Source organism: Cupriavidus sp. HE11 (genome assembly GCF_056097175.1).
Window position 1 is genome coordinate 153673 of record NZ_CP184465.1, and the last position, 20650, is coordinate 174322.

General features: G+C 66.1%; 21 protein-coding genes. 4 read left to right on the plus strand and 17 right to left on the minus strand.

Going from position 1 to position 20650, the window contains the following annotated elements; translation table 11 throughout:
* Positions 1–12: 12 nt before the first annotated feature.
* The 13 genes from ACOABP_RS18155 to ACOABP_RS18215 form a co-directional block, all read right to left on the minus strand.
* Positions 13–990 carry a Bug family tripartite tricarboxylate transporter substrate binding protein gene (locus tag ACOABP_RS18155; protein ID WP_066740380.1) on the minus strand — a complete coding sequence of 326 codons (978 nt, stop codon included), beginning with the start codon at positions 988–990 and terminating at the stop codon, positions 13–15.
* Between the two features lie 211 nt (positions 991–1201).
* Complete coding sequence (locus tag ACOABP_RS18160; protein ID WP_474229269.1) at positions 1202–2686, minus strand: FAD/NAD(P)-dependent oxidoreductase; 1485 nt, start codon at positions 2684–2686, stop codon at positions 1202–1204.
* A complete protein-coding gene (locus ACOABP_RS18165; RefSeq protein WP_066740374.1) occupies positions 2683–2991 on the minus strand; it encodes a (2Fe-2S)-binding protein in 309 nt (102 codons plus the stop codon). The genes ACOABP_RS18160 and ACOABP_RS18165 overlap by 4 nt, the downstream gene beginning before the upstream one ends.
* The gene (locus ACOABP_RS18170) at positions 2975–4114 is read right to left on the minus strand and encodes an NAD(P)/FAD-dependent oxidoreductase (RefSeq protein ID WP_474229270.1); all 1140 of its coding nucleotides are present in this window, start codon (positions 4112–4114) and stop codon (positions 2975–2977) included. Before ACOABP_RS18170 ends, ACOABP_RS18165 begins: the two co-directional genes overlap by 17 nt.
* Positions 4115–4280: 166 nt before the next feature.
* Positions 4281–5204, minus strand: coding sequence for a LysR substrate-binding domain-containing protein (locus ACOABP_RS18175; RefSeq protein ID WP_474229272.1), 924 nt, complete (start codon positions 5202–5204; stop codon positions 4281–4283).
* A gap of 87 nt (positions 5205–5291) precedes the next feature.
* Positions 5292–5966: a 5,6-dimethylbenzimidazole synthase gene (gene bluB, locus ACOABP_RS18180; protein ID WP_474229274.1), complete on the minus strand. Its 675-nt coding sequence runs from the start codon at positions 5964–5966 to the stop codon at positions 5292–5294.
* Positions 5967–5981: 15 nt separating this feature from the next.
* Positions 5982–6593, minus strand: coding sequence for a redoxin domain-containing protein (locus tag ACOABP_RS18185; protein WP_474229275.1), 612 nt, complete (start codon positions 6591–6593; stop codon positions 5982–5984).
* A 132-nt stretch (positions 6594–6725) separates the two neighbouring features.
* Positions 6726–7448 (minus strand): ProQ/FinO family protein, encoded by a 723-nt coding sequence (locus ACOABP_RS18190; RefSeq protein WP_474229276.1) that lies wholly within the window; start codon positions 7446–7448, stop codon positions 6726–6728.
* A 106-nt stretch (positions 7449–7554) separates the two neighbouring features.
* Entirely contained in the window at positions 7555–8058 is a 504-nt protein-coding gene (locus ACOABP_RS18195; RefSeq protein ID WP_474229277.1) for a hypothetical protein, read from the minus strand.
* A gap of 151 nt (positions 8059–8209) precedes the next feature.
* Entirely contained in the window at positions 8210–9199 is a 990-nt protein-coding gene (locus ACOABP_RS18200; protein ID WP_474229278.1) for a Bug family tripartite tricarboxylate transporter substrate binding protein, read from the minus strand.
* 90 nt (positions 9200–9289) lie between these two features.
* Positions 9290–10048 (minus strand): SDR family oxidoreductase, encoded by a 759-nt coding sequence (locus ACOABP_RS18205; RefSeq protein ID WP_474229279.1) that lies wholly within the window; start codon positions 10046–10048, stop codon positions 9290–9292.
* Positions 10049–10115: 67 nt separating this feature from the next.
* Positions 10116–10793 (minus strand): fumarylacetoacetate hydrolase family protein, encoded by a 678-nt coding sequence (locus tag ACOABP_RS18210; protein ID WP_474229280.1) that lies wholly within the window; start codon positions 10791–10793, stop codon positions 10116–10118.
* 39 nt (positions 10794–10832) lie between these two features.
* A complete protein-coding gene (locus ACOABP_RS18215; RefSeq protein WP_474229281.1) occupies positions 10833–11786 on the minus strand; it encodes a 2-hydroxyacid dehydrogenase in 954 nt (317 codons plus the stop codon).
* Positions 11787–11903: 117 nt separating this feature from the next.
* Between ACOABP_RS18215 and ACOABP_RS18220 the strand changes: the two genes are divergently transcribed.
* Together ACOABP_RS18220 and ACOABP_RS18225 are read left to right on the plus strand one after the other, a co-directional pair.
* A complete protein-coding gene (locus ACOABP_RS18220) occupies positions 11904–13046 on the plus strand; it encodes a citrate synthase (RefSeq protein ID WP_474229282.1) in 1143 nt (380 codons plus the stop codon).
* A gap of 120 nt (positions 13047–13166) precedes the next feature.
* On the plus strand, positions 13167–13370 hold the full coding sequence (locus ACOABP_RS18225; RefSeq protein WP_066740354.1) for a cold-shock protein: 204 nt from the start codon (positions 13167–13169) through the stop codon (positions 13368–13370).
* Positions 13371–13468: 98 nt separating this feature from the next.
* Here the strand turns inward: ACOABP_RS18225 and rpoD are convergent, their stop codons facing one another.
* Positions 13469–15472 (minus strand): RNA polymerase sigma factor RpoD, encoded by a 2004-nt coding sequence (gene rpoD, locus ACOABP_RS18230; protein WP_474229283.1) that lies wholly within the window; start codon positions 15470–15472, stop codon positions 13469–13471.
* A gap of 315 nt (positions 15473–15787) precedes the next feature.
* Here rpoD and ACOABP_RS18235 point away from each other — a divergent pair, with 315 nt between their 5' ends.
* On the plus strand, positions 15788–17182 hold the full coding sequence (locus tag ACOABP_RS18235) for an FAD-containing oxidoreductase (RefSeq protein ID WP_474229284.1): 1395 nt from the start codon (positions 15788–15790) through the stop codon (positions 17180–17182).
* A gap of 224 nt (positions 17183–17406) precedes the next feature.
* Here ACOABP_RS18235 and ACOABP_RS18240 read toward each other — a convergent pair whose 3' ends face one another.
* Both ACOABP_RS18240 and ACOABP_RS18245 read right to left on the minus strand, forming a co-directional pair.
* Complete coding sequence (locus ACOABP_RS18240; protein ID WP_474229285.1) at positions 17407–18294, minus strand: acyltransferase; 888 nt, start codon at positions 18292–18294, stop codon at positions 17407–17409.
* 279 nt (positions 18295–18573) lie between these two features.
* Positions 18574–19068 (minus strand): hypothetical protein, encoded by a 495-nt coding sequence (locus ACOABP_RS18245; protein WP_474229286.1) that lies wholly within the window; start codon positions 19066–19068, stop codon positions 18574–18576.
* A gap of 246 nt (positions 19069–19314) precedes the next feature.
* Here ACOABP_RS18245 and yddG point away from each other — a divergent pair, with 246 nt between their 5' ends.
* A complete protein-coding gene (yddG, locus tag ACOABP_RS18250) occupies positions 19315–20244 on the plus strand; it encodes an aromatic amino acid DMT transporter YddG (RefSeq protein WP_474229287.1) in 930 nt (309 codons plus the stop codon).
* A gap of 51 nt (positions 20245–20295) precedes the next feature.
* On the opposite strand, the gene ACOABP_RS18255 is transcribed toward yddG, so the two are convergent.
* Positions 20296–20649 (minus strand): hypothetical protein, encoded by a 354-nt coding sequence (locus ACOABP_RS18255; protein WP_474229288.1) that lies wholly within the window; start codon positions 20647–20649, stop codon positions 20296–20298.
* Between the last annotated feature and the right edge of the window lies 1 nt (position 20650).

Here is a 20650-nt window from a genome sequence, read left to right on the forward strand (position 1 = left end):
ATCGGGGCGCGATCAGTCCAGCTTGATGCCAACGCTCTTCACCACCTTGTCCCACTTCTGGGTGTCGCGGTTCACCAGTTGCGTGAACTCGACCGGGCCCAGCGCGCTGGGCTCCATGCCCTGCTTGGCGATCGATTCGCGGATCGACGGCTGGGCCACCACGGCGGCGATTTCCTGGGCCAGGCGGTTGACCGTCGGCATTGGCGTGCCGCCCGTCGTGAAGACGCCATACCAGGACACCACTTCATAGCCCGGCACGCCCGATTCGGCGATGGTCGGCACGTTCGGCATCGTTTCCACGCGCCTGGTGCTGGTCACGGCCAGAATGCGGACCTTGCCCGAATCGGCGCCGGCCTTGGCCGAGGGCAGGCTTGCAAACGTCATCTGGGCCTGGCCGGCCATCACGTCCTGCATGGCCGGTGCGTCGCCGCGATACGGAATATGCGTGATGGATACGCCGGCCATGCTCTTGAACAGTTCGGCCGACAGGTGCGAGATCGTGCCATTGCCGGGCGACGTCACGTTGAGCTTGCCGGGATGGGCCTTGGCGTAAGCCAGCAGTTCCTGCACGTTCCTGACCGGCAGGTCGTTGTTCACCACCAGCGCGTTGGCCGACTTTGCCACCAGCGACACCGGCTGCACGCCCTTGACCGGATCGTAGGGCAGCTTGCTGTAGATCGACGGCGCGATGGCCTGGCCGCCAACGGAACCCAGCAGCAGCACGGAGCCATCGGGTTTCGAGCGCGCCATCTCGGCCGTTGCCAGCGTGCTGCCGCCACCAGGCTTGTTCTCCACCACGATCGTCGTCTTGGTGTTCAACTGGAATTGCGTGGCAACCGTGCGGGCAATGACGTCGTTGCCGCCGCCCGGGGCAAAGCCGACCAGCATGCGGAGCGGACCCGGGGGCAGTTCCTGGGCCAGGGCAGGGGTGGCGGCCGAGGTGGCGGCCAGGGCGAGCGCGAGAGCGGGGACGATCTTGGAAAACACCATGGTTGATTCTCGAATAGATGGGTTGATAAGTGCTCTCAGGATGAACTCGCTGTGCTGGTCCAACTGGCGAGGCGCGGTGTATCCCGGCTCCCGCTCATTTTGTGTTGTCGTGTTCTGAACTGCTGCGTGGCCGGGCTGCATTGCAATCCGGCCACGCGTTCCGCCATGTCGTGGCTTGCTCCACGGCGAAATTCGCGACGAATTTCGCGGCTTACTTCTTGAATCGCACCACCGCTTCGCGCGATGCCTGGGTCTGCGGCAGCGTGGCAATTTCGCCAAGCGTCACCGGCTTGGTGGGAAACCGCAGCCGGTAATAGCCCACGTCGCGCGGATGGCGTTGCTGTTCGTCGGCGATCAGTTCGGTCACGGTCAGCCCGCAGAAGCGGCCCTGGCACGGACCCATGCCGCAGCGCAGAAACGCCTTGAGCTGGTTCGGACCCTGGCACCCGATGCGCGCGGCATGGCGCACCTGTTCGGCGGTAGCCTCCTCGCAGCGGCAGACGATGGTGTCGCCCACAGGGCGGCGGAACTGCGGCAGCGGGCGGTACAGCACCTCGAAGAACTCGCGGCCGCGCGTGGCGCGGGCCAGTTCGGCGCGTGGCTGGGCCGCGGTGCGGTCGCGCGTGGCGGCGCTGATGCGGCCCAGGGCAGCGGCTGCATGCGCGGCGGCAATCCGGCCCCGATGCTCGGCTGCCACGGCGCCCGCGATGCCGGCCCCGTCGCCGGCAATGCTGACGTGCGGCACCGACGTGGCCCCCCAGTCATCGACCTGCGGTTCCCAGCAGTCCTGGCGTTCGTTCCAGACATGCTCGGCGCCTACGGCGCGCGACAGGTTGGTGTTGGGCACCACGCCCTGGTGCAGCAGCAACTGGTCGATGGCGATGGTGCGGCGCTGGCCGGCTGCCTCGTAGTGCAGTTCGGCAACCTGGCCGCTGGCTCCCGCCACCGCCTCCAGCGCGGTCACGCCGCCGATGATGGGGACGGCCTTGCGTACCGCGCGCAGCAGCTTCAGGCCCTTGCCCACATAGGGCGAGCGCAGGAAGCCCCATGCATGCGGCAGCGCCTGGCGCCATTGGCCGCTGGCCGTGGTTTCCAGAATGGCCTCCAGCTTCACGCCGGCATTCAGGTACTGCCACGCCAGCAGGTACAGCAGCGGGCCACCGCCGGCCAGCACGGTACGGCCCTCGGGCACCACGCCCGAGGTCTTCAGCAGGATCTGCGCGGCACCGGCCGTAATCACGCCCGGCAGGGTCCAGCCGGGGATCGGGAAGGGCCGTTCCTGGGCACCGGTCGCCAGGATGATATGGCGGCAGTGCAGCAGCGCGGCTTGCGGGTCCTGGCCGGCGCGGGCCACCGAGTAGGCCACCTCGTAACCGGCAGACTGGCCTTTATCGGCGACACCGGGCAGGGCTTCGCGCGCATTGATCGACCAGACGGTGGCGGCCGGGAGATGCCGTGCGCCGCTGCGGGCGAACGGTTCGAGCAGGCTCAGGCCATGCCAGTAGTCCTGGCCCAGGATGGCGCGGTTCTGTACCGGCGTATTGCCGATGGCACGGTAGATCTGGCCGCCCGGTGCGGGCTGCTCGTCGATCAGCACCGTCGACAGGCCCAGTTCGGCCGCCTGGGTGGCGGCGGCCAGCCCGGCGGGGCCCGCGCCGATCACCAGCAGGTCGCACGTGGTGATATCGGCCGTCATGCTGCCACCTCGCGCGCGCCGAGCTGGCGCTCCACCTTCATGCCGTCCTGCACGCGGGTCATGCAGGCCTGCTGGTTGGGGCGGCCGTCGATGCTGACCAGGCAGTCGTAGCAGACGCCCATCATGCAGTACGGCCCGCGGGCGGCGCCCGATACGGCGGTGTCGCGGCATGCGAGCACGCCGGCGGCAAACAGTGCCGCGGCGACGCTGTCGCCCTCGCGGCATTCCAGGGCGGTGCCATCCACGGTGACCCGCACGCTGCGCGCCGTCCCTTGCAGGACAGCCGCATCAATTCTTCTGAACATGGAATCTCCGGGTCGAAAAGGTGTCCAGTTCGGGCGGCAGTGCGCCCGCGGCAATCATCGGGGCCAGGTGCATCGCATGCGTGGCGGCCAGCGTCACGCCGCTATGGCAGGTCACGATGAATGCGCCCGGATGGGTGGCCGATTGCTCGTAGACCGGAAAGCCGTCCTTGGCGCGCACACGCAGGGCAGACCACGCGCGCACGGCGCGCACGTCGCGCAGCGCGGGCAGCGTACGCACGGCGCGGTCGGCCAGCGTCGCCAGTACGGGCAGCGTGGTCACCTGGTCGGCATAGCCGGCGTCTTCCTGCGAATCGCCAACAAGCCAGCTGCCTTCGTCGTTCTGGCGCAGCGTGACCATGGGCGTGTCCAGCAGCCGGCGCGTGCGCTCCAGCACCAGGATCTGGCCGCGCTGCGGCGCCATCGGCATGTCGATGCCCACCATGGCGCCCAGGTCGCCATTGCGCAGGCCGCCGGCCAGCACGATCTTGCGCGCCCGCACCTGGCCATTGGGCGTGGTCAGCACAAAGTCGCCGCCGGGCTGCTGCACGATATCCGTCACGCCGTGGTGCGGCAGGTATTCGACACCGCTGGTGCTGAACGCGGTATGGAAGGCGCGCAGCAGCTTGAGCGGATTGACGATGCCGTCGTGCGGGGTCCAGATCGCGCCCGTCACGTCCGGGCCCAGGCCGGGCACCAGCGAGGCGGCCTGGTGATGATCGAGCAGCTTCCACTCATAGGGTTCCACGCCGGGCTGGGACATCAGCGTATTGACCCACGCCGTGCGCGCTTCCACCTCGTAGTCGCCCATCAGCGGCGTCAGGCCGCCTTTCTGCTCCAGCGCCACGTCGATGCCGGTTTCCTTGAGCAGATCGGTCGCCAGTTGCGGCCACAGGCGCGTGGAGTTCAGCGTCCAGCGGCTGTAGGCGCCCATGCCGTAGCCCTTGCTCTGCAGCCAGACCAGGCCGAAATTGCCGCGCGAGGCGCGCAGCGCGATATCGCCTTCGTCCATCACGGCAATGGAGGCGACGCGATTGCGCAGGCCATAGGCCACGGCGGAGCCGACCAGGCCGCCGCCGACCACGGCAACGTCGAACACGGGGAATCGGGAGCTGGAGGCCACCATCAGCGGCGCCTCCCGTGGGGGATGTGCGGGCCTTGGGCCCTGCTGGAAATCATGTCGGGTACTCGCAAGAATCGTGACAACATCGGCCCATCTGGCGCGATCTGGCCGATGTGTCTGTCCGGTCGAGTATTGCGGAGCCAGCACCCCGCGCGCAAATACGAGTCTGTCAGGCGCCCATACCAAAACCTGATAGGGCAGGCGGAAGCGAAGCGGTTTCGGTAGCGATTACCTCGATCATCCGTTCGGTAAATCGATCCACCAGCACATTGGCGGGCCGGTTGCGGGCCAGCAGCAGGTAGCTGACAAACGGGATTTGCGGCCGGAATGGCCGGATGACGACCTCGGCGGCATGCATGCGGGCGACCAGCGGATTGACGATGCCAACCCCCAGGCCCAGGCCGACCATCTTGCAGATGGTGGCGCCGTAGGGGGTTTCGAAATGCATCACGCGCCGGTCGTCGCTGGCGAAGGCGGCATCCACGGCTGCGCGCAGGCCGTCGCCATGGCTCATCGAAATAAACGATTCGCCGGCCAGATCGGCGGGCGTGATGGCGTCAAGCTGCGTAAGCCGGTGCCCGGGCGGCAGCACGCAACAACCGGCGAGCTCGGCCACGGGCTGGGCCTCGGTCACGGCGGCGGGCGGCAGGAACGAGACCAGGCCCAGGTCGCAATAGCGGCTGCCGACTTGGTCGGCCACCAGCTGGGTGCTGCCCGTTTCCATGGCGACATTGACGTCGGGGTACTCGGTGTGGAACCGCTGCAGCACCAGCGGCAGCACGGTCATCGCCAGCGACGGCACCGTGGCGATGCGCAGCCGCCCCTTGCCGAACTGGCGGATATTGCGCGCGGCGTCCTTGAGCGCGTCAAGGCCGACGAAGGCACGTTCCACCTCGCGCACGAAGGCCAGGCCTTCCTCGGTGGGGTGCAGGCGGCCCGCTGTGCGCGTGAACAGTGTCAGGCCGGTGGAATATTCCAGTTGCGCGATGAGCCGGCTGACGTTCGGCTGTGATGTATAGAGCTCGGTGGCCGCCGCGGTCATCGAGCCTGAGCGCATCACGGCCTGGAACGCGTGGATTTCCTTGAACTTCATGCCAGGGGCCTCTGGAGGATTGCTGCGGCGATGGTATAGCAAATCCGTATGCCTGACCTCTGGAATCCGATCTTGCGGTATGGGCGGCTAGCCTGCAGGCGGCTCGGGTGGCGCCGAAGGTTCCCAGAGAATGTCCGGCAATGGGGCGCGCTTGCGCCAGCCTTCCTGTTCGAGCATGGGCGCGTCGTAAAAGGCCGGTACCGGTCCCAGGCACAGCAGTCCGAACGGCTTCGCACCGGACGGCAGGCCCAGTTCGCTGGCCAGGGCCGCGGGATCGAACATCGATACCCAGCCCAGCCCGAGATTCTCGGCGCGCGCGGCCAGCCACAGGTTCTGCACCGCACACGCGGCCGAAGCCCAGGCCATTTCGGCCGGCATGCTGCGACGTCCGAAGACCGTGCCGTCGTCGGGCGCCAGGATGACTGCCAGCAATTCGGCGCAGTCGCGAATGCCCTCGACCTTGAGCCGCAGGAATTCCGCGCCGCGTTCGCCCAGTTCATGGGCCGTGGCCTGTCGCTCAGCTTCCACCAGCGGCGCCAGGCGCGCACGCCAGCCAGGGGTGCTCAGGCGCATGAACCGCCACGGCTGCATCAGGCCAACCGAGGGCGCCTGATGGGCGGCGTGCAGCAGGCGTTCCAGCTGGTCATCGGGCAGGCGGGGCCCCGGCGTGAAGTGCCGGCAATCGCGCCGCAGTGCCAGGATGCGGTACAGCGCGGCGCGCTCGGTATCGTCAACATGAGGGCCGGGCCCGGTGTCTGCCATATGGTTTCGGTAGGTTTATTTCGTATCGGCGGGGCAGGCGCCCGACGCGCAATCGTTGGCCAATATGTCGACTGCTATGTCGGCGGATGCGTTGGTTGATGTGCCGGCCGGATGGCCCGAGGATAGCGCGGCAGCGCCCCCATTTTCCGCACGGGCTTCCAGGATCAGCTCGCCGATCACGGCACCCAGCGTCAGGTCGCTGACCGAGCCGAAGTACTGTCGGCGCAGCCGGCCGCGCGCGTCGATCACGATCAGCGTCGGCGTGCCGCGCATGGCATAGGCATGCATCGTCAGCGGAACGCCGCCGTGGCCATCGGGTGTGTCCACCCCAACCGGAAACGGAATCCGGTACTCGTGCAGGAACGCGCGCAGCGCCGTGGGCGTCATGGCGTCGTGGTGCTCGAATACGGTATGCAGGCCGATGACGGCCACTTCGGACGACGGAAAGGTCTGGTAGACCCGTAGCGCCTGGGGCAAGCCGTGCGAGACGCAGCCCGGGCACAGCATCTGGAAGGCTTCCAGCACGATGACCTTGCCGCGCAAGGCCTCGACCGACAGGGGGCGGTCAGTGTTGAACCACTGCTGGACGGCCCACGCGGGCGCGGGCTGTGGACGAATTTCGCTCATGGTGTGGGATCTCGGGCTGCATGACTGCGGCAGTATGCGGCGGCGAAAACTCCGTGGGATGGCGATCCGTCCAGAAAAACAGCCCGTTCGTACGCGGGTGCGTGCGACGGGCTGCTGGTGTGCCTGTATGCCTTATTCGGGCTGGGCAGGTGTGTCGGGTGCGTCGGGCGCAGCGGTTGGCGTCTCGGCGGGCGTCTCGGCAATCGCAGGCGTGTCGGCCGGTGCGGCCTCCTGCTGGGGTGCCGATTGCGCCTCGGCTTGAGGTGCCGCCGGTTGTGCCGCTTGCTGTGTCCCTTGCCCGGCCGGCTTTTGCTGCGCGGACTTCTGCTTCGGACGGGCGGAGCGCAGTTGACGGCCACGGGCCGCATCGGCCTCGGTCACCTCGCCGGCAGGCTGCCCGGCCAGGTCCAGTCGCGCAGCGCCCTGGGTCAGGCAGGCCCAGTAGCGGGCACCGCGACACCACGTGCGGATCGCCTCGCGCAGCTCGGCTTCGGACAGGCCCAGTTCCGTAGCGTGCGTCAGCAGATCGTCGAAGACGCCGATCTTGAGCGGCACCTTGGGCGCCGGGTTCTTGGGGAACGCCAGCGGGAATTTCTTTTGCAGCTTGCCGATGTTGCGTACCACCGGATCGACAGGCGCGGTCTGCTGCCGGGCGGCCGGTGCATCCGGCCTGGCCGGTTTGCCCGATTTTGCCGGCCTGGCCTGTTTAGCCGGATTAGCCGGTTTGGCCGGCTTTGCGGACGGCGTTCCCGGCTTGGCGGCAGGCGCAGGGCGGCGCGGGGCTTTCTCGCGCGCCTCTTTCTTTGCCTGCTCGGCCAGTTTTGCCCTCAGTCCTGCCAGTTGTTCGAAACCCATTGCTCTAGCTCAGTCAAACGACGCGGGATTATAGCGTGGATACCGGCAAGGCCGGATGTGCGTCGGAAATTGCCGCCCCGCCGTCACCAGGGGGCGTGGAAATCTGTCAGCGGATCTTGCCGAACCCGTCGGCGGCCCAGCGCGACGCGCTGTCGCGGTTCAGTCGGAAATCGGGCCGCACATTGGTGCTTGCAAGCAGGTCACCGAACGGGCTGGTGGCCGTCAGCGTGCCAAACGGCTCGAATTCGTCCGGCGTGATGGCCAGCCTGACGCTGATCACCTGATCGTCGACTTCAATCGTAATCTGCTTGTTAAGTTGCGCGTGCAACTGCTGCTCGTGGCGGCGGATCACCTCGGAGGCGGTCTTCACCAGGGTCTGGTGCGCGGTGGCATCGAGCGGCTTGGGGTCGACCTTGTTTCTGCCCATGGTCCACGGGCCTACCAGCGCGGGTTCGACGCTGCCCTCGCGAATCATCTCGACGGCCCAGCCGTCGCCATCCTCGTTCTTGATGACCCGTGCAGTCCAGCCCTTGTCCCGCCAGAGCCGGGGCTCGTGAATCGGGTCGAAATCGCTTTCGGAAGCGGTGGTGTCGGTGTGGGGCTGAGGCATAACGCTGAAAAACGGTGCATGGGGACGGCCACCGCTGCAAGAGCGCCCGGGAGCGCCCGGGAGCGGGTGGGGCCGAAAGGCTGGCATTCTAGCCGAGTCGCCAGCCAGCCCCATGCCACCCGGGCACGTCCTGGTATTGCCCGGCCTGGAATTACTCGGCCTGGATATTGGCCTCCTTGACGACCTTGCCCCACTTGACCAGGTCCGACTTGATCACGGCGGCGTACTCCTGCGGCGTTCCGCCCTGGATCTCGATGCCTGCGGTCTCCAGCTTGGCGCGCACTTCCGGCAGTTTCAGCGCGGCGTTGATCTCGGTATTCAGTTTCGCGACGATGTCCTTGGGCGTACCGGCCGGGGCCAGGAAGCCGCCGTTGGTGCTGGCGTCGTAGCCCTTCAGGCCTTGCTCATCTGCGGTCGGCACGTTGGGCAGCGCCTTCGAACGCTTGCGGGTGGATACCGCCAGCGCACGGACATTGCCGGACTTCACCTGTTCCTGGATGGCGCTGATCGTGTCGATGTACAGGGCCGTGCGGCCGGCAATCAGGTCGGGGTGCGCCGCGGACGAGCCCTTGTAGGGCACCAGCAGCACCGGCGCGCCGCTGACCATGCGGAACATCTCGGCGGCCATCTCCTGGGCACTGCCGCGGCCAGAGGTGGCTACCTTGGCCTCGCCCGGGTTGGCCTTCATCCATGTCACCAGTTCCGGCACAGTCTTGACCGGCAGCTTGGGATAGGCCGCGAACACCAGCGGGATCTCATGCGTGTACACGATGGGCTCGAAACTCTTTTCCGGATCCCACCCCAGGTTCTTGAACAGGAACTTGTTGATGTTATGGCTGCCGCCGACGATGCCGATCGTATAGCCGTCGGGCTTGGCGTTGGCCAGCACGGCCGTGCCGAGGTTGTTCGAGGCACCCGGACGGTTCTCGACGATAAACGGCTGGCCGAGCTTGATCGACAGTTTTTCGCCAACCACGCGTGCGATCAGGTCGATGCCGCCGCCGGCCGGCGCGGGAACGATGATCGTGACCGGGCGGGTCGGGTAATTCTGCGCCGAGGCGACGCCCGGTGCCGCCAGCAGCGTGGCGCAGCCAGCCAGGGTGCCGACAAGGGCGGTGAACTTCCGTGTGGTGAATCGCATGAGGGGTCTCCTTTGGAATGCTGGTCAACTTGAGTCAACTCTGGGTGGCGCCCGGCGGGGATGCGTGGCCCCGGGGCGCTCGAACGGATGTCAGCCGCGGCCGACGAACGGCATGGCGCTGGCCATGACCGTCATGTTCAACACGTTGGCGTCCAGCGGCAGCGATGCCATATGACGCACGGCATTGGCTACGTGGCGGGCGTCCATCATCGGCTCCGGTGCCGTCGTGCCATTGGCCTGCAACACGCCCCGCGTCATGCGTTCGGACAGTTCGGTCAGCGCATTGCCGATGTCGATCTGGCCTGCCGCGATGTTGAACGCGCGGCCATCGAGCGCCAGCGCCTTGGTCAGGCCGCTGACGGCATGCTTGCTGGCCGTGTAGGGCGCGGTGAACGGTCGCGGGGTTTGCGACGACACCGAGCCGTTGTTGATGATCCGGCCGCCCTGTGGCGACTGCCGGCGCATCAGGCCAAACGCGGCCCGGGCGCACAGGAACACGCCGGTCACGTTGGTGTTGATTGCGTTGAACCACTTGTCCAATGGCAGTTCGTCAATTGGCACGGCAGGCGCGTTGACGCCGGCGTTATTGAACAGCATGTCGAGCCGGCCGAATTCCTGCTCGATGGTGTCGAACAGGGCCTGCACGCTGGCCGGATCGGTGACGTCGGTCGGCACGGCCAGGGCGGTCTGGCCGCGCGCGGCGGCTTCTGCCGCCAGCGTTTGCAGCGGGTCGGCACGGCGCCCGGCCAGCACGACGGTCCAGCCATCGTCCAGCAGCGCCAGGGCCGTCAGCCGGCCGACGCCGCTGCCGGCGCCCGTGACAAGTGCGATTCTTCGGGAAGTGCTCATTGCGGTCTCCAGGATGTTTGTTCGAGGTCTTGTTCGTGGCGGACAGGCAGGTAGCCGTAGCCGGGCGTCAGGTAACGGTCAGCGAGATGGCGCCGATGCCGACCACGCTGGCGTCGACGACATCGCCGCGCTGCAGCGGGCCAACGCCGGCGGGCGTGCCGGTAAAGACCAGGTCGCCGGCCCGCAGCGTCACCGAGCGCGACAGCATGGCGATCAGGTCGGCCACGGGCCAGATCAGGTCGGCAAGCGTGGCGTGCTGGCGCACGGTGCCGTTGACCGCCAGCCGGATCTCGCCATCGCGTGGGTGATCGACCGTGGCCGCCGGAACGATCGGGCTGCACGGCGCCGAATGGTCGAAGGCCTTGGCGGGCTCCCAGGGGCCACCGGCGCGCTTGGCCTGCTGCTGCAGGTCGCGGCGCGTCATGTCGAGGCCCACGGCATAGCCCCAGATATGCGCTTGTGCCTGCGCGGGGGCGATATCGCGCCCCTCACGGCCGATGGCGACCACCAGTTCCACTTCGTGGCAGAAATCCTCGGTGCCGGGCGGGTAGGGCAGCGTGCCGGTGGCCGGTGCCACGGCGGTGGCGGGCTTCATGAACCATGCGGGCATGTCGGCCGGTGCCGGTTCGTTGGCGCTCCAGCGGTAGTTGCGCCCGATGCAGAACACCCTGCCGACCGGGAAATGCGCATTGCTGTGGGCCACGGGCAGCGCGCATGGCGCCGGTACGGGCAGGACGAATTCCATCTCGACGCTCCAGTTCCAGTTCGGGGTTCGTTGGCCGTATCAGGTGGTCAGGCTCATGGCGGGGCGCTTGCCGGCCACGCCGTCGGCCACGCTGTCGAGCACCATGCGGATCATGGCGGCGCGCGTTTCCCACGTGGCGCTGGCGCGATGCGCCTGCAGCGTGGTGCGGTCGGACTGGCGCAGCGCCAGCGGCACGCGCGGTTCATCCACGAAGACATCCAGGCCCGCGCCGGCGATGCTGCCTGCCTCGATTGCCCGCGTCAGGTCGTCTTCGTTGACCAGGCGCCCGCGTGCCACGTTGACCAGGAAACCGTGCGGGCCCAGGGCATCGAGCACGGCGGCGTTGACGATGCCTTCGGCCTTGTCGGCGGCGGCACACAGCACCAGCGCATCGCTGTTGCGCGCCAGATCGACCAGGTCTGGCACGAATTCGTGCGGCAGGTCGTCCATGGCGCGCAGGTCCGTATAGCGGATCGGACAGCCAAACGCCGCAGCGCGCGTGGCGACCGCGCGGCCCACGCGGCCCATGCCGACGATGCCCACGCGCATGCCGCTGAAACGGCGCGCCAGCGGGATGGCCGACGGTTGCGGAAAGCGTTCCCACTGACCGTCGCGGACAAAGCGGTCGCCGGCGGCGATATTGCGGCAGGCGGCAATCAGCAGCCCGATCGCCAGGTCCGCCACGTCTTCGGTCAGCGCCCCGATCGTGGCGGTGACGGGCAACTTGCGCTCGCGGCAGTAGGCCAGGTCGACCGCGTCGGTGCCCACGCCATTCACGGCCACCACCTTCAGGGCCGGCAGGCGGTCGAGCATGGCGCGCGAAATGCCGGTGTGCCCGCCCGTGATGACAGCCTGGATCGACGCGCCGTGCTGCGCAAACCAGGCGTCCTGGTCCTCGATCTCGAACAGCTTGTGTACCTGGTACAGCGAAGCCAGTTCGTCATTGGCGGCGGGAATCAGGATGGGATTCAGTTGCAGGATCTGGGGCTTCATGGGCTGTCGTTGTCGGCTGGAATGTGGAACCCATGGTAGTTAAATGTTGATTCAATGCGCAATATTGATATATAAAATCAACATAAATAAATTTCGCAGCGTGTGCGGGGAGTGCAGATGGGAGCCTGGATATCGATGGACGAGGCGTGCTCGCGCCTTGGCGTGCGGCCGCAGACGGTCTATGCGTACGTCAGCCGGGGCAAGATCGAAGTGACGTCAGACCCGGCCGATACGCGCCGCAGCCTGTATCGGGCCGAGGATGTAGCGGCGCTGGCCCGGCGCAAGCAGGCGGGCCGCAAGCACGAGACGCTGGCTACCAACACGCTGTTTGGCGCCGAGCCGAGCATTCCGACGTCGATCTCGACATTCGTCCGCGAGCGGCTCTACTACCGGGGCCGCGATGCGGTGGCCCTGGTCGAGACGGCCACGCTGGAAGAGGCCGCGCAACTGTTGTGGGATTCGGCGCAGACGGTGGATCTGTCGTCACCGGTCCAGGTGGACAAGCCGGGGCGTGTGGCGGCCTTCATGGCGCTGGCCGAACTGGCCGCCCGCGGGCACTCCACGCATGGCCGCATGACGCGCGTGCTGCATGGGGAAGGGCAGGGGCTGGTGGGGCAGCTGGCGAATGCGTTCGGCGCGCTGCCGGGCCAGCAGCCGCTGCATATCCGGTTTGCGCAGGGATGGGGGCAAGGGTCGAAAGTGGCCGAACTACTGCGCGTGGCGATGGTGCTGCTGGTCGATCACGAACTGACCAGCTCGGCGTTTGCGGCGCGCATCGCGGCGTCGAACGGGGCGTCTTTGCCGGCGTGCCTGCTCTCGGGACTGTCCACGCTGTCGGGGCCGCTGCACGGCGACGCCTCGGGGCGGGTCAAGGCGCTGTTCAACGAAGTGGAGCGGCAGGGCGAAGACCAAGTCATCACGCACTACCTGTCGACGGGGCAGCCGCTGCCCGGCTTCGGCCACCATCTCTACCCCGATGGCGACCCCCGCGCGGTAGCGCTGCTGAACCGGTTTGCGCCGTCCCCGGGCATCGCCCGGTTTATCGAGCAGGCCACCCGCCTGACCGGACTGCAGCCCAATATTGATGTGGCTCTTGCGGCACTTGCCATCGATTGTGGACTTCCCGAGGACGCACCATTCGCGATGTTCGCCACGGCGCGCAGCATCGGCCTTTTGGCGCACAGTCTGGAGCAACTGGGGGTTGGGCAGGTGATCCGTCCGAGGGGGCGCTATGTCGGTGTGATGCCGGACAGGGCGTAAATGGCGGATATCAGAACAATCCGGATTGTGGTCAACGCCCGGGGTGTGATACAAGGTAGCTGCACGCTCGCCGTTTTGGCGACGTCATCTTTATCTCGTTTTTGTTGGAATATTCAGAAAATGGCAACTGGTACCGTGAAGTGGTTTAACGATGCGAAGGGTTTTGGTTTCATCTCGCCGGATGACGGCGGTGAAGACCTGTTCGCGCACTTCTCCGAAATTCAAGGCAACGGCTTCAAGTCTCTGCAGGAAGGCCAGAAGGTCAGCTTCGAAGTGAAGCAAGGCCCGAAGGGCAAGCAGGCAGGCGCGATCAAGCCGCTGTAACTTATCGCGCATTGATTGCGTGATCTGCGGCGCCCCGCCTGAAAACGGGGCGCCGTATCATTTCTGCCGTACGACTTCTTCTGCCGTACGACGCCTGCTTACCGCTCCAGGAACAGCTTCAGCTTGTCGGCGCGGCTGGGATGCTGCAGCTTGCGCATTGCCTTGGTCTCGATCTGGCGGATCCGCTCGCGGGTCACGTCGAACTGCTTGCCGACCTCTTCCAGCGTGTGATCGGACACCATGTCCAGGCCAAATCGCATGCGCAACACCTTGGCTTCGCGCGGCGTGAGCGCGTCGAGTGCTTCATCGATCGCGGCACGCAGGTTGGCCTGAATCGCGGCTTCGGCCGGCGAGCTTGCCGACACGTCCTCGATCATGTCGCCGAGCGTTGCGTCTGCGTCGTCACCCACCGGGGTTTCCAGCGAAACCGGCTGCCGCGCGATCCGCAGGATGCCGCGTACCTTTTCCTCGGTCATTTCCATGCGCTCTGCCAGCACCGCAGGATGGGCCTCCTGGCCGGTCTGCTGCAGGATTTCGCGTGAAATGCGGTTCAGCTTGTTGATTGTCTCGATCATGTGCACCGGCACGCGGATGGTGCGCGCCTGATCGGCCAGCGCCCGCGTGACGGCCTGACGCACCCACCACGTGGCGTATGTCGAAAACTTCCAGCCGCGCCGGTATTCGAACTTGTCCACCGCCTTCATCAGGCCGATGTTGCCTTCCTGGATCAGGTCCAGGAACTGCATGCCGCGATTCACGTATTTCTTGGCGATCGAAATCACCAGGCGCAGGTTGGCCTCGGTCAGTTCGCGCTTGGCCTGACGCATCTTCTGCTCGGCGGCGCTCATCTGGCGGTTGATCAGCTTGAGTTGCTGCAGCGGCACCGAGACAGCGGTCTCGATATCGACGAGCTTGCGCTGGCAGGCCTGGATGGCCGGCAGGTGACGCTCCAGCGCCGGACCAAACTGCTGCGACGTGGCAGCCATCTGGCTGGTCCAGCCGAGGTCGGTCTCGCGGCCCGGGAACGATGCCACGAACGCCTCGCGCGGCATGCCGCAACGCTCGACGGCAATCTCCAGGATGCTGCGCTCGATCACGCGAACTGCGTCGACCTGTTCGCGCATGCTGGCGCACAGGCGGTCGATCATCTTCGCCGTAAAGCGAATCGGTGCCAGTTCGCGCTGGATCTCGGCGAGCACCTGCGCGACGGCCGCGGAGCGGGCCTTGCCCGTTACCGGGGTCTGGGGCAGCTTTTCGTACAGGGCGCGCACACGCGCGAAGATGGCCAGGCTGTCGGTGGTCAGCTGCTCCAGGCGGGCGGCGTTGGCCTTTTCCGGGTTCGGGGTGTCGCCTTCGTCGTCGTCTTCCGATTCGTCATCGGAATCGGCGTTGTCTTCATCCGCGTCCGCGTCGGCGGATGCGTCATCGGCCGAACTGGCCATCTCGACGTCTTCCGCGCCATCGTTGATGCCGTCGACCAGTTCGTCGATGCGCAGTTCGCCGGCGACGATACGGTCGACGTCCGTCAGCAGTGCCGAGACGATGGACGGGCACACGGCCACGGTCTGGATCATGTCCTGCAGGCCGCTTTCGATGCGCTTGGCGATTTCGATCTCGCCGGCGCGGGTCAGCAGCTCGCTGGCGCCCATTTCACGCATGTACAGGCGCACAGGATCGGTCGTGCGGCCGAATTCGGAGTCGACGGTCGACAGTGCGGCTTCGGCTTCCTCGTACGCCTGCTCGTCCGATGTGGCGGCCGGGGCGGCATCGCTCAGCAGCAGCGTTTCTGCGTCTGGCGCCTGCTCGTAGACGGACACCCCCATGTCGTTGAACGTGCTGACGATGGTTTCCATCGCCGCCGTCTGCGTCACATTGTCGGGAAGGTGATCGTTGATGTCCGCGTGCGTCAGGTAGCCGCGCTCGCGGCCAAGCGCGATCAGCGCGCGCATCTGGCGCTGGCGCTCTTCGTCCTGGCGTGCCGCGGACGTGAGGTCCAGCGGCGTGGCGGCTGCCTGGGCCTTGCCCGCCGGTTTGCGGCGGGCGGTCTTCGAAATAGCCGCCGTCATGCGGGATGCGGAATCGTCACGAACCGTATTTGCCAATACATTCTCCTGGACTGGTGGCCGACGATCGTCGCGGACATGACTGTTGGTCAAGCCTGCGGGCGCGAACGAAATCGAGGAATGGCGCACGGAACGTCGAGGCTGAGGCCTCCCGCAGAATCCAGTGTGCGCAAAATGGGGAACCGCACATCATACTTCACGAGGTTGTGCGGTGCAATAACCGGCGGCCCGATTTTCGTTGTAAATATGCTGATTAAGACGCATTACAACAGAACAAACGGGCGGATGACGCTGGCGCCGATGACATATTCTGGTGTGGGGGCAGGCGAGGCCATTTCAAGTCAAGGAGCTGCGATGACTCAAGGCGAGAAGACCCGACGGTTTGACGCAATCATTATCGGCACCGGGCAAGCCGGGCCCGCGCTGGCCGCGCGGCTGGCGGGCGAGGGCATGACGGTGGCCGTGGTCGAGCGAGGGCGCTTTGGCGGCACCTGTGTCAATACCGGCTGCATTCCCACCAAGACGCTGATCGCCAGTGCCTATGCCGCCCATCTGGCCCGGCGGGCGGCCGGGTTCGGGGTGACGATCGGCGGGCCGGTCGCGGTCGACATGAAGCAGGTGAAGGCGCGCAAGGACCATATTGCCGGCCAGTCCGAAAGCGGGGTGGAGCAGTGGATGCGCGGCCTGGACGGCGCCACGGTCTTCGGCGGGCACGCCCGCTTCGAGAGCGCAAGGACGGTGCGCGTCGGCGGCGAACTGCTGGAGGCCGAGCGGATTTTCGTGAACGTCGGCGGGCGGGCCCTGGTGCCACCGATGCCCGGACTGGACCACGTGCCGTTCTTGACCAACGCGGGGATGATGGACGTCGACTTCCTGCCCGAGCACCTGGTCATCGTCGGCGGCAGCTACATCGGGCTGGAGTTTGGTCAGATGTACCGGCGCTTCGGCGCAAAGGTGACCATTGTCGAGAAAGGGGCGCGCCTGATCCAGCGCGAAGACGAGGACGTGTCGCAAACCGTGCGGGAAATTCTGGAGGCCGAGGGCATCGATATCCGTGTCGATGCCAACTGCCTGAGCGCGCGCATGGAGGGGGATCGGGTGGCCGTGGGGCTCGATTGTGCAGCGGGGTCGCCCGAGGTCCTGGGCTCGCACCTGCTGATGGCGGTCGGGCGGGTGCCCAATACCGACGACCTGGGGCTCGACAAGGCCGGTGTCGAAACCGATTCGCGGGGTTATATCAAGGTGGACGAACAGCTACGTACCAGTGTCCCGGGCATCTGGGCGCTGGGCGACTGCAACGGCCGTGGCGCCTTCACGCATACGTCGTACAACGACTATGAGATTGTTGCTGCCAACCTGTTCGACAACGATCCGCGCTCGGTGGCGGATCGCATTCCGGCCTATGCGCTGTTTATCGACCCGCCGCTTGGGCGCGTGGGCATGACCGAGCGCGAGGCGCGGCAATCGGGGCGCAAGGTGCTGACCGCCACACGGCCAATGAGTCGCGTCGGGCGCGCGGTCGAGAAAGGCGAAAGCCAGGGCTTCATGAAAGTGGTGGTCGATGCCGACACACAGATGATCCTTGGGGCCGCGATCCTTGGCCTGGCCGGGGACGAGGTCGTGCATTCGCTGCTCGACATCATGTACGCCAAGGCACCCTATACGACAGTCAGCCGTGCCATGCATATCCATCCCACGGTGTCCGAACTGGTGCCGACCCTGCTGCAGTCGTTGCGGATGCCGGCTTAGCCCGCTGGCGACGCGCCTGTTGCCATCGGCAAAGGACGAAAAAAATGCCACGCGGCGGGGAACCGCGTGGCATCTGAAGTGAAGAGAGCAGGGGAGGGGTCAACCCTGAACTCCGTTGGGTCACCCGCATTGCACGGGCGACTGCAGTGTATGGAGACGTTTCTCATACGAAAATCGGAATCTTCCGAAATGCCAGGCGGATTTGTCTCAGTAGCGGCAGTGCTTCAGGGCTGTTGGGCCTGCATCACCGCATCGATTTCGTCGTCCTTGGCTTTCCATTGATCGGCCAGCCAATGATGAAACGCCGACCGGAAAGCCTTGTCGCCGGCGTAGTCGCCGCCACAGAAGTTGTCGGGGATCGGAATTTGCCGAATTCTGACGATGATCCGTCCCGCGCGGCCCGAGGCCAGATGCCAGAAGCTGGGCACGCCGTCAGGGTAGATGATCGTGGCATCGATCATCGAGCGGAACTGCGTGCCCATGGCGTTCAGTGTGGTGGCAAGCGCACCGGCGCGGGGCTTGAGCAGGTTGCGGTACGGCGACGACTGCGTCTGCCGCCGTGCCGGCGAGAAGCGCGTGCCTTCGGCAAACACCATCACGCTGGTCGGTACCAGCTTGAATTTCTCGCAGGCGCGTCGTGCGGTCTCCTGGTCCTTGCGGCCCAGTGTCGGATTGCGGCGCAGCTGGGCCTTGCTGTAGCGCTTCATGAACGGAAAATCGAGCGCCCACCAGGCGAGTCCGATCACGGGCACATAGAGCAGTTGCTGCTTCAGGAAGAACTTCAGCAACGGAATGCGCTTGTTCAGTACACGCTGGAGCACGAAGATGTCCACCCACGACTGATGGTTGCAATTGACCAGGTACCAGTCGTCCAGGCGTAGATCGGAATTGATCTGGACATCCCAGATTTCCGGCTGGAGCCGTGTGATCCAGCGGGAATTGCGCGATATCCAGCCCGTTGCAATGGCGTTGAGCCAGGGGTCCACACGGCGGCGCACCCCCGGTGTCGGCACGGCCAGTTTGAGCAGCGCCAGCGGCACGATCGGTACGAAGCACGCCAGCGTGTTGAGCGCCAGCAGCGTGGCGCTAAGCAGGCCGGTCAGCCATGCCATGCGGCGCGGCCTGGCATTGGGCTGGGGCCGGCTGGGCGTTTCGATTGGCTTGGGCGCAGTGGACGATGAGGGGGAAGGCGAAGGAGCCAGCGGGGACGAAGTGGAGTTCGAATTCATAACTGCAAGTTTGCAAGAGCCTGAAGCGCGTCAATTTGTCTTTGATCAATGTGAAGACGTTTGAAGCTAAAGATTTAACTATGTGGCAAGGCTATGTGCCGATAGCGGCGGCCCGGCAGCCATCCCGCCGGGCAACGGGCACAGGTGAAACGGCGCAGGTGATCAGCGCTGGCCGGTTTCCGCCGGCACCGGAGTGGATGCCGGCATGGGCGGCTTCGGCGGGCCGGCGTCAAGCAGTGCGGCGATCTCGGGGTCGCGCTGCCCGATGTCCCATTCACCGGCATTGACCTTTGCGAACTGCTCGGTGCAAAGCTGCTCCACCGCTTCCGGTTGCTCGTGCTCCAGGGCCACGCTCATCACGTCGAGTTGCTGGTTGGTAAAGCTCTCGATCAGCGTCGCATTCTGGTCCAGCAGCGCCTGGTTGGCCTGCCGCTCGCTCTCGGTCGGGCCGTTCGCGGCGGAATCTTCCAGGCGCTGGCGATAGCTTCGGGCCACGGCCAGCCGCGTCGCGTTGCGGTCCTGCCAGAGCGACCATGCCGCTTCGACAGTCTTGCGCGCCTGAGGCGCGTGTTCGATGCAGAAGTCCACCGTGTTGTGCAGCACGGCTTCGTCCATCAGGGGCACCAGCCCGGCGGACACTTCGAGTTCGCTGCGCACGTCGGGCTGTGAAGGTGGCGCAGCAGGGGCCTGCGCTTCGCGAGAGCATCCCGTTATCACAAGTGTGGCCAGGGCGGTGGCCAGCATTATCTGGATGGTTTTGAGGCGGTACATCCCGGAGGAGGTTGTCTGTCGATCGCCGGCATTCTACCCGGCCGGCGGCCTCTGGCGCGGCCTGGCAGACTGGCCGGGTCGGGCAGCGGGTAAAATGCCCGTCCTCCCGTATCCATCGTATTTCTCACGAAAATGGCAGTCACGCGCAGTAAAAGGCAGGCAACGCTGATCGGGCTTGTCGCGGTTCTCCTGTGGAGTTCGATTGTCGGGCTGATTCGGGGTGTCAGCGAGAGCTTCGGCGCCACGGGCGGCGCAGCGCTGATGTATACGATAGCTGCCGCGCTGCTCTGGCTGACGGTGGGCCCGCCCCGCACGCGTGCGCTGCCGCGCGCCTACCTGATCTGGGGTAGCGTGCTGTTCGTGACCTACGAACTGTGCCTGTCGCTGTCCATCGGCTATGCAAACACCGGCAGGCAGGCCATTGAGGTGGGCATGGTCAATTACCTGTGGCCAAGCTTCACGATGCTGGCGGCCATCGCCTTCAACGGCCAGCGGGCCAACTGGCTCGTGGTGCCCGGTTTCCTGGTGGCCATCCTCGGAATTGCCTCGGTGCTGGGCGGCGACCAGGGCCTGGATCTCGCCGGCATGGCCGGCAACGTGCGGGACAATCCGCTCAGCTACGGCCTGGCGTTCGCGGGTGCCCTGATCTGGGCCGCGTATTGCACTGTGACGAGCCGTATCGCACAGGGCAAGAACGCCGTCACGTTGTTCTTCATGCTGACGGCGCTGGCGCTGTGGGGCAAATACCAGTTCACCGATGGCGAGACGATGGTGTTCGGCCTCAAGGGCATTACCTATCTGGTGCTGGCCGCCTGCGCAATGGGTTTTGGCTATGCCGCCTGGAACGTGGGCATCCTGCACGGCAACGTCACCGTGCTGGCGGGCGCGTCGTACTTTATTCCCGTGATCTCGGCCGCGGTGGCCGCCCTGCTGCTGCACGCGCCACTTTCCCTTTCGTTCTGGAAGGGTGCGGCAATGGTGTGTGCCGGGTCGATCCTGTGCTGGCTTGCGACGCGAGGTCGCGGCGCGCGGGCGCCGGCTGCGTCGCAAACCAGGACGTGAGCCAGGCACGCCGGCAAGGCGTGCCGCACGTCATTCAGGCCACTCGTGCCGTTACTGGCACTGGCTGAGCGCGCCGGCCGCGTTGCTGTCGTCGCCTCGGAAGCCAAGCCACGATCCAGGTCCGTTGGCAGACTTGCGCACGACGGCTGCGGAACCGGCAGGCGGCTGCTGGCCGGGCACGTAGACGTCGAATGCCTGGTCATTGGCAAGCATGTATTGCATCCACACCTGCTGTTTGGTGGCATCCGCCCATTTCTGCCCGATGCATTGTGCGGCGTCCTTCGGCGCGAGCTTGCTTTCGCCAACGGCGCGCGTAGCGGGGGTAGGTGGCGGGGTGTAGGGAGAGGGGACGGCGCAGCCTGCAAGCGTGGCCGCCGCCAGTATGACGATGAAGGGATACTTCATA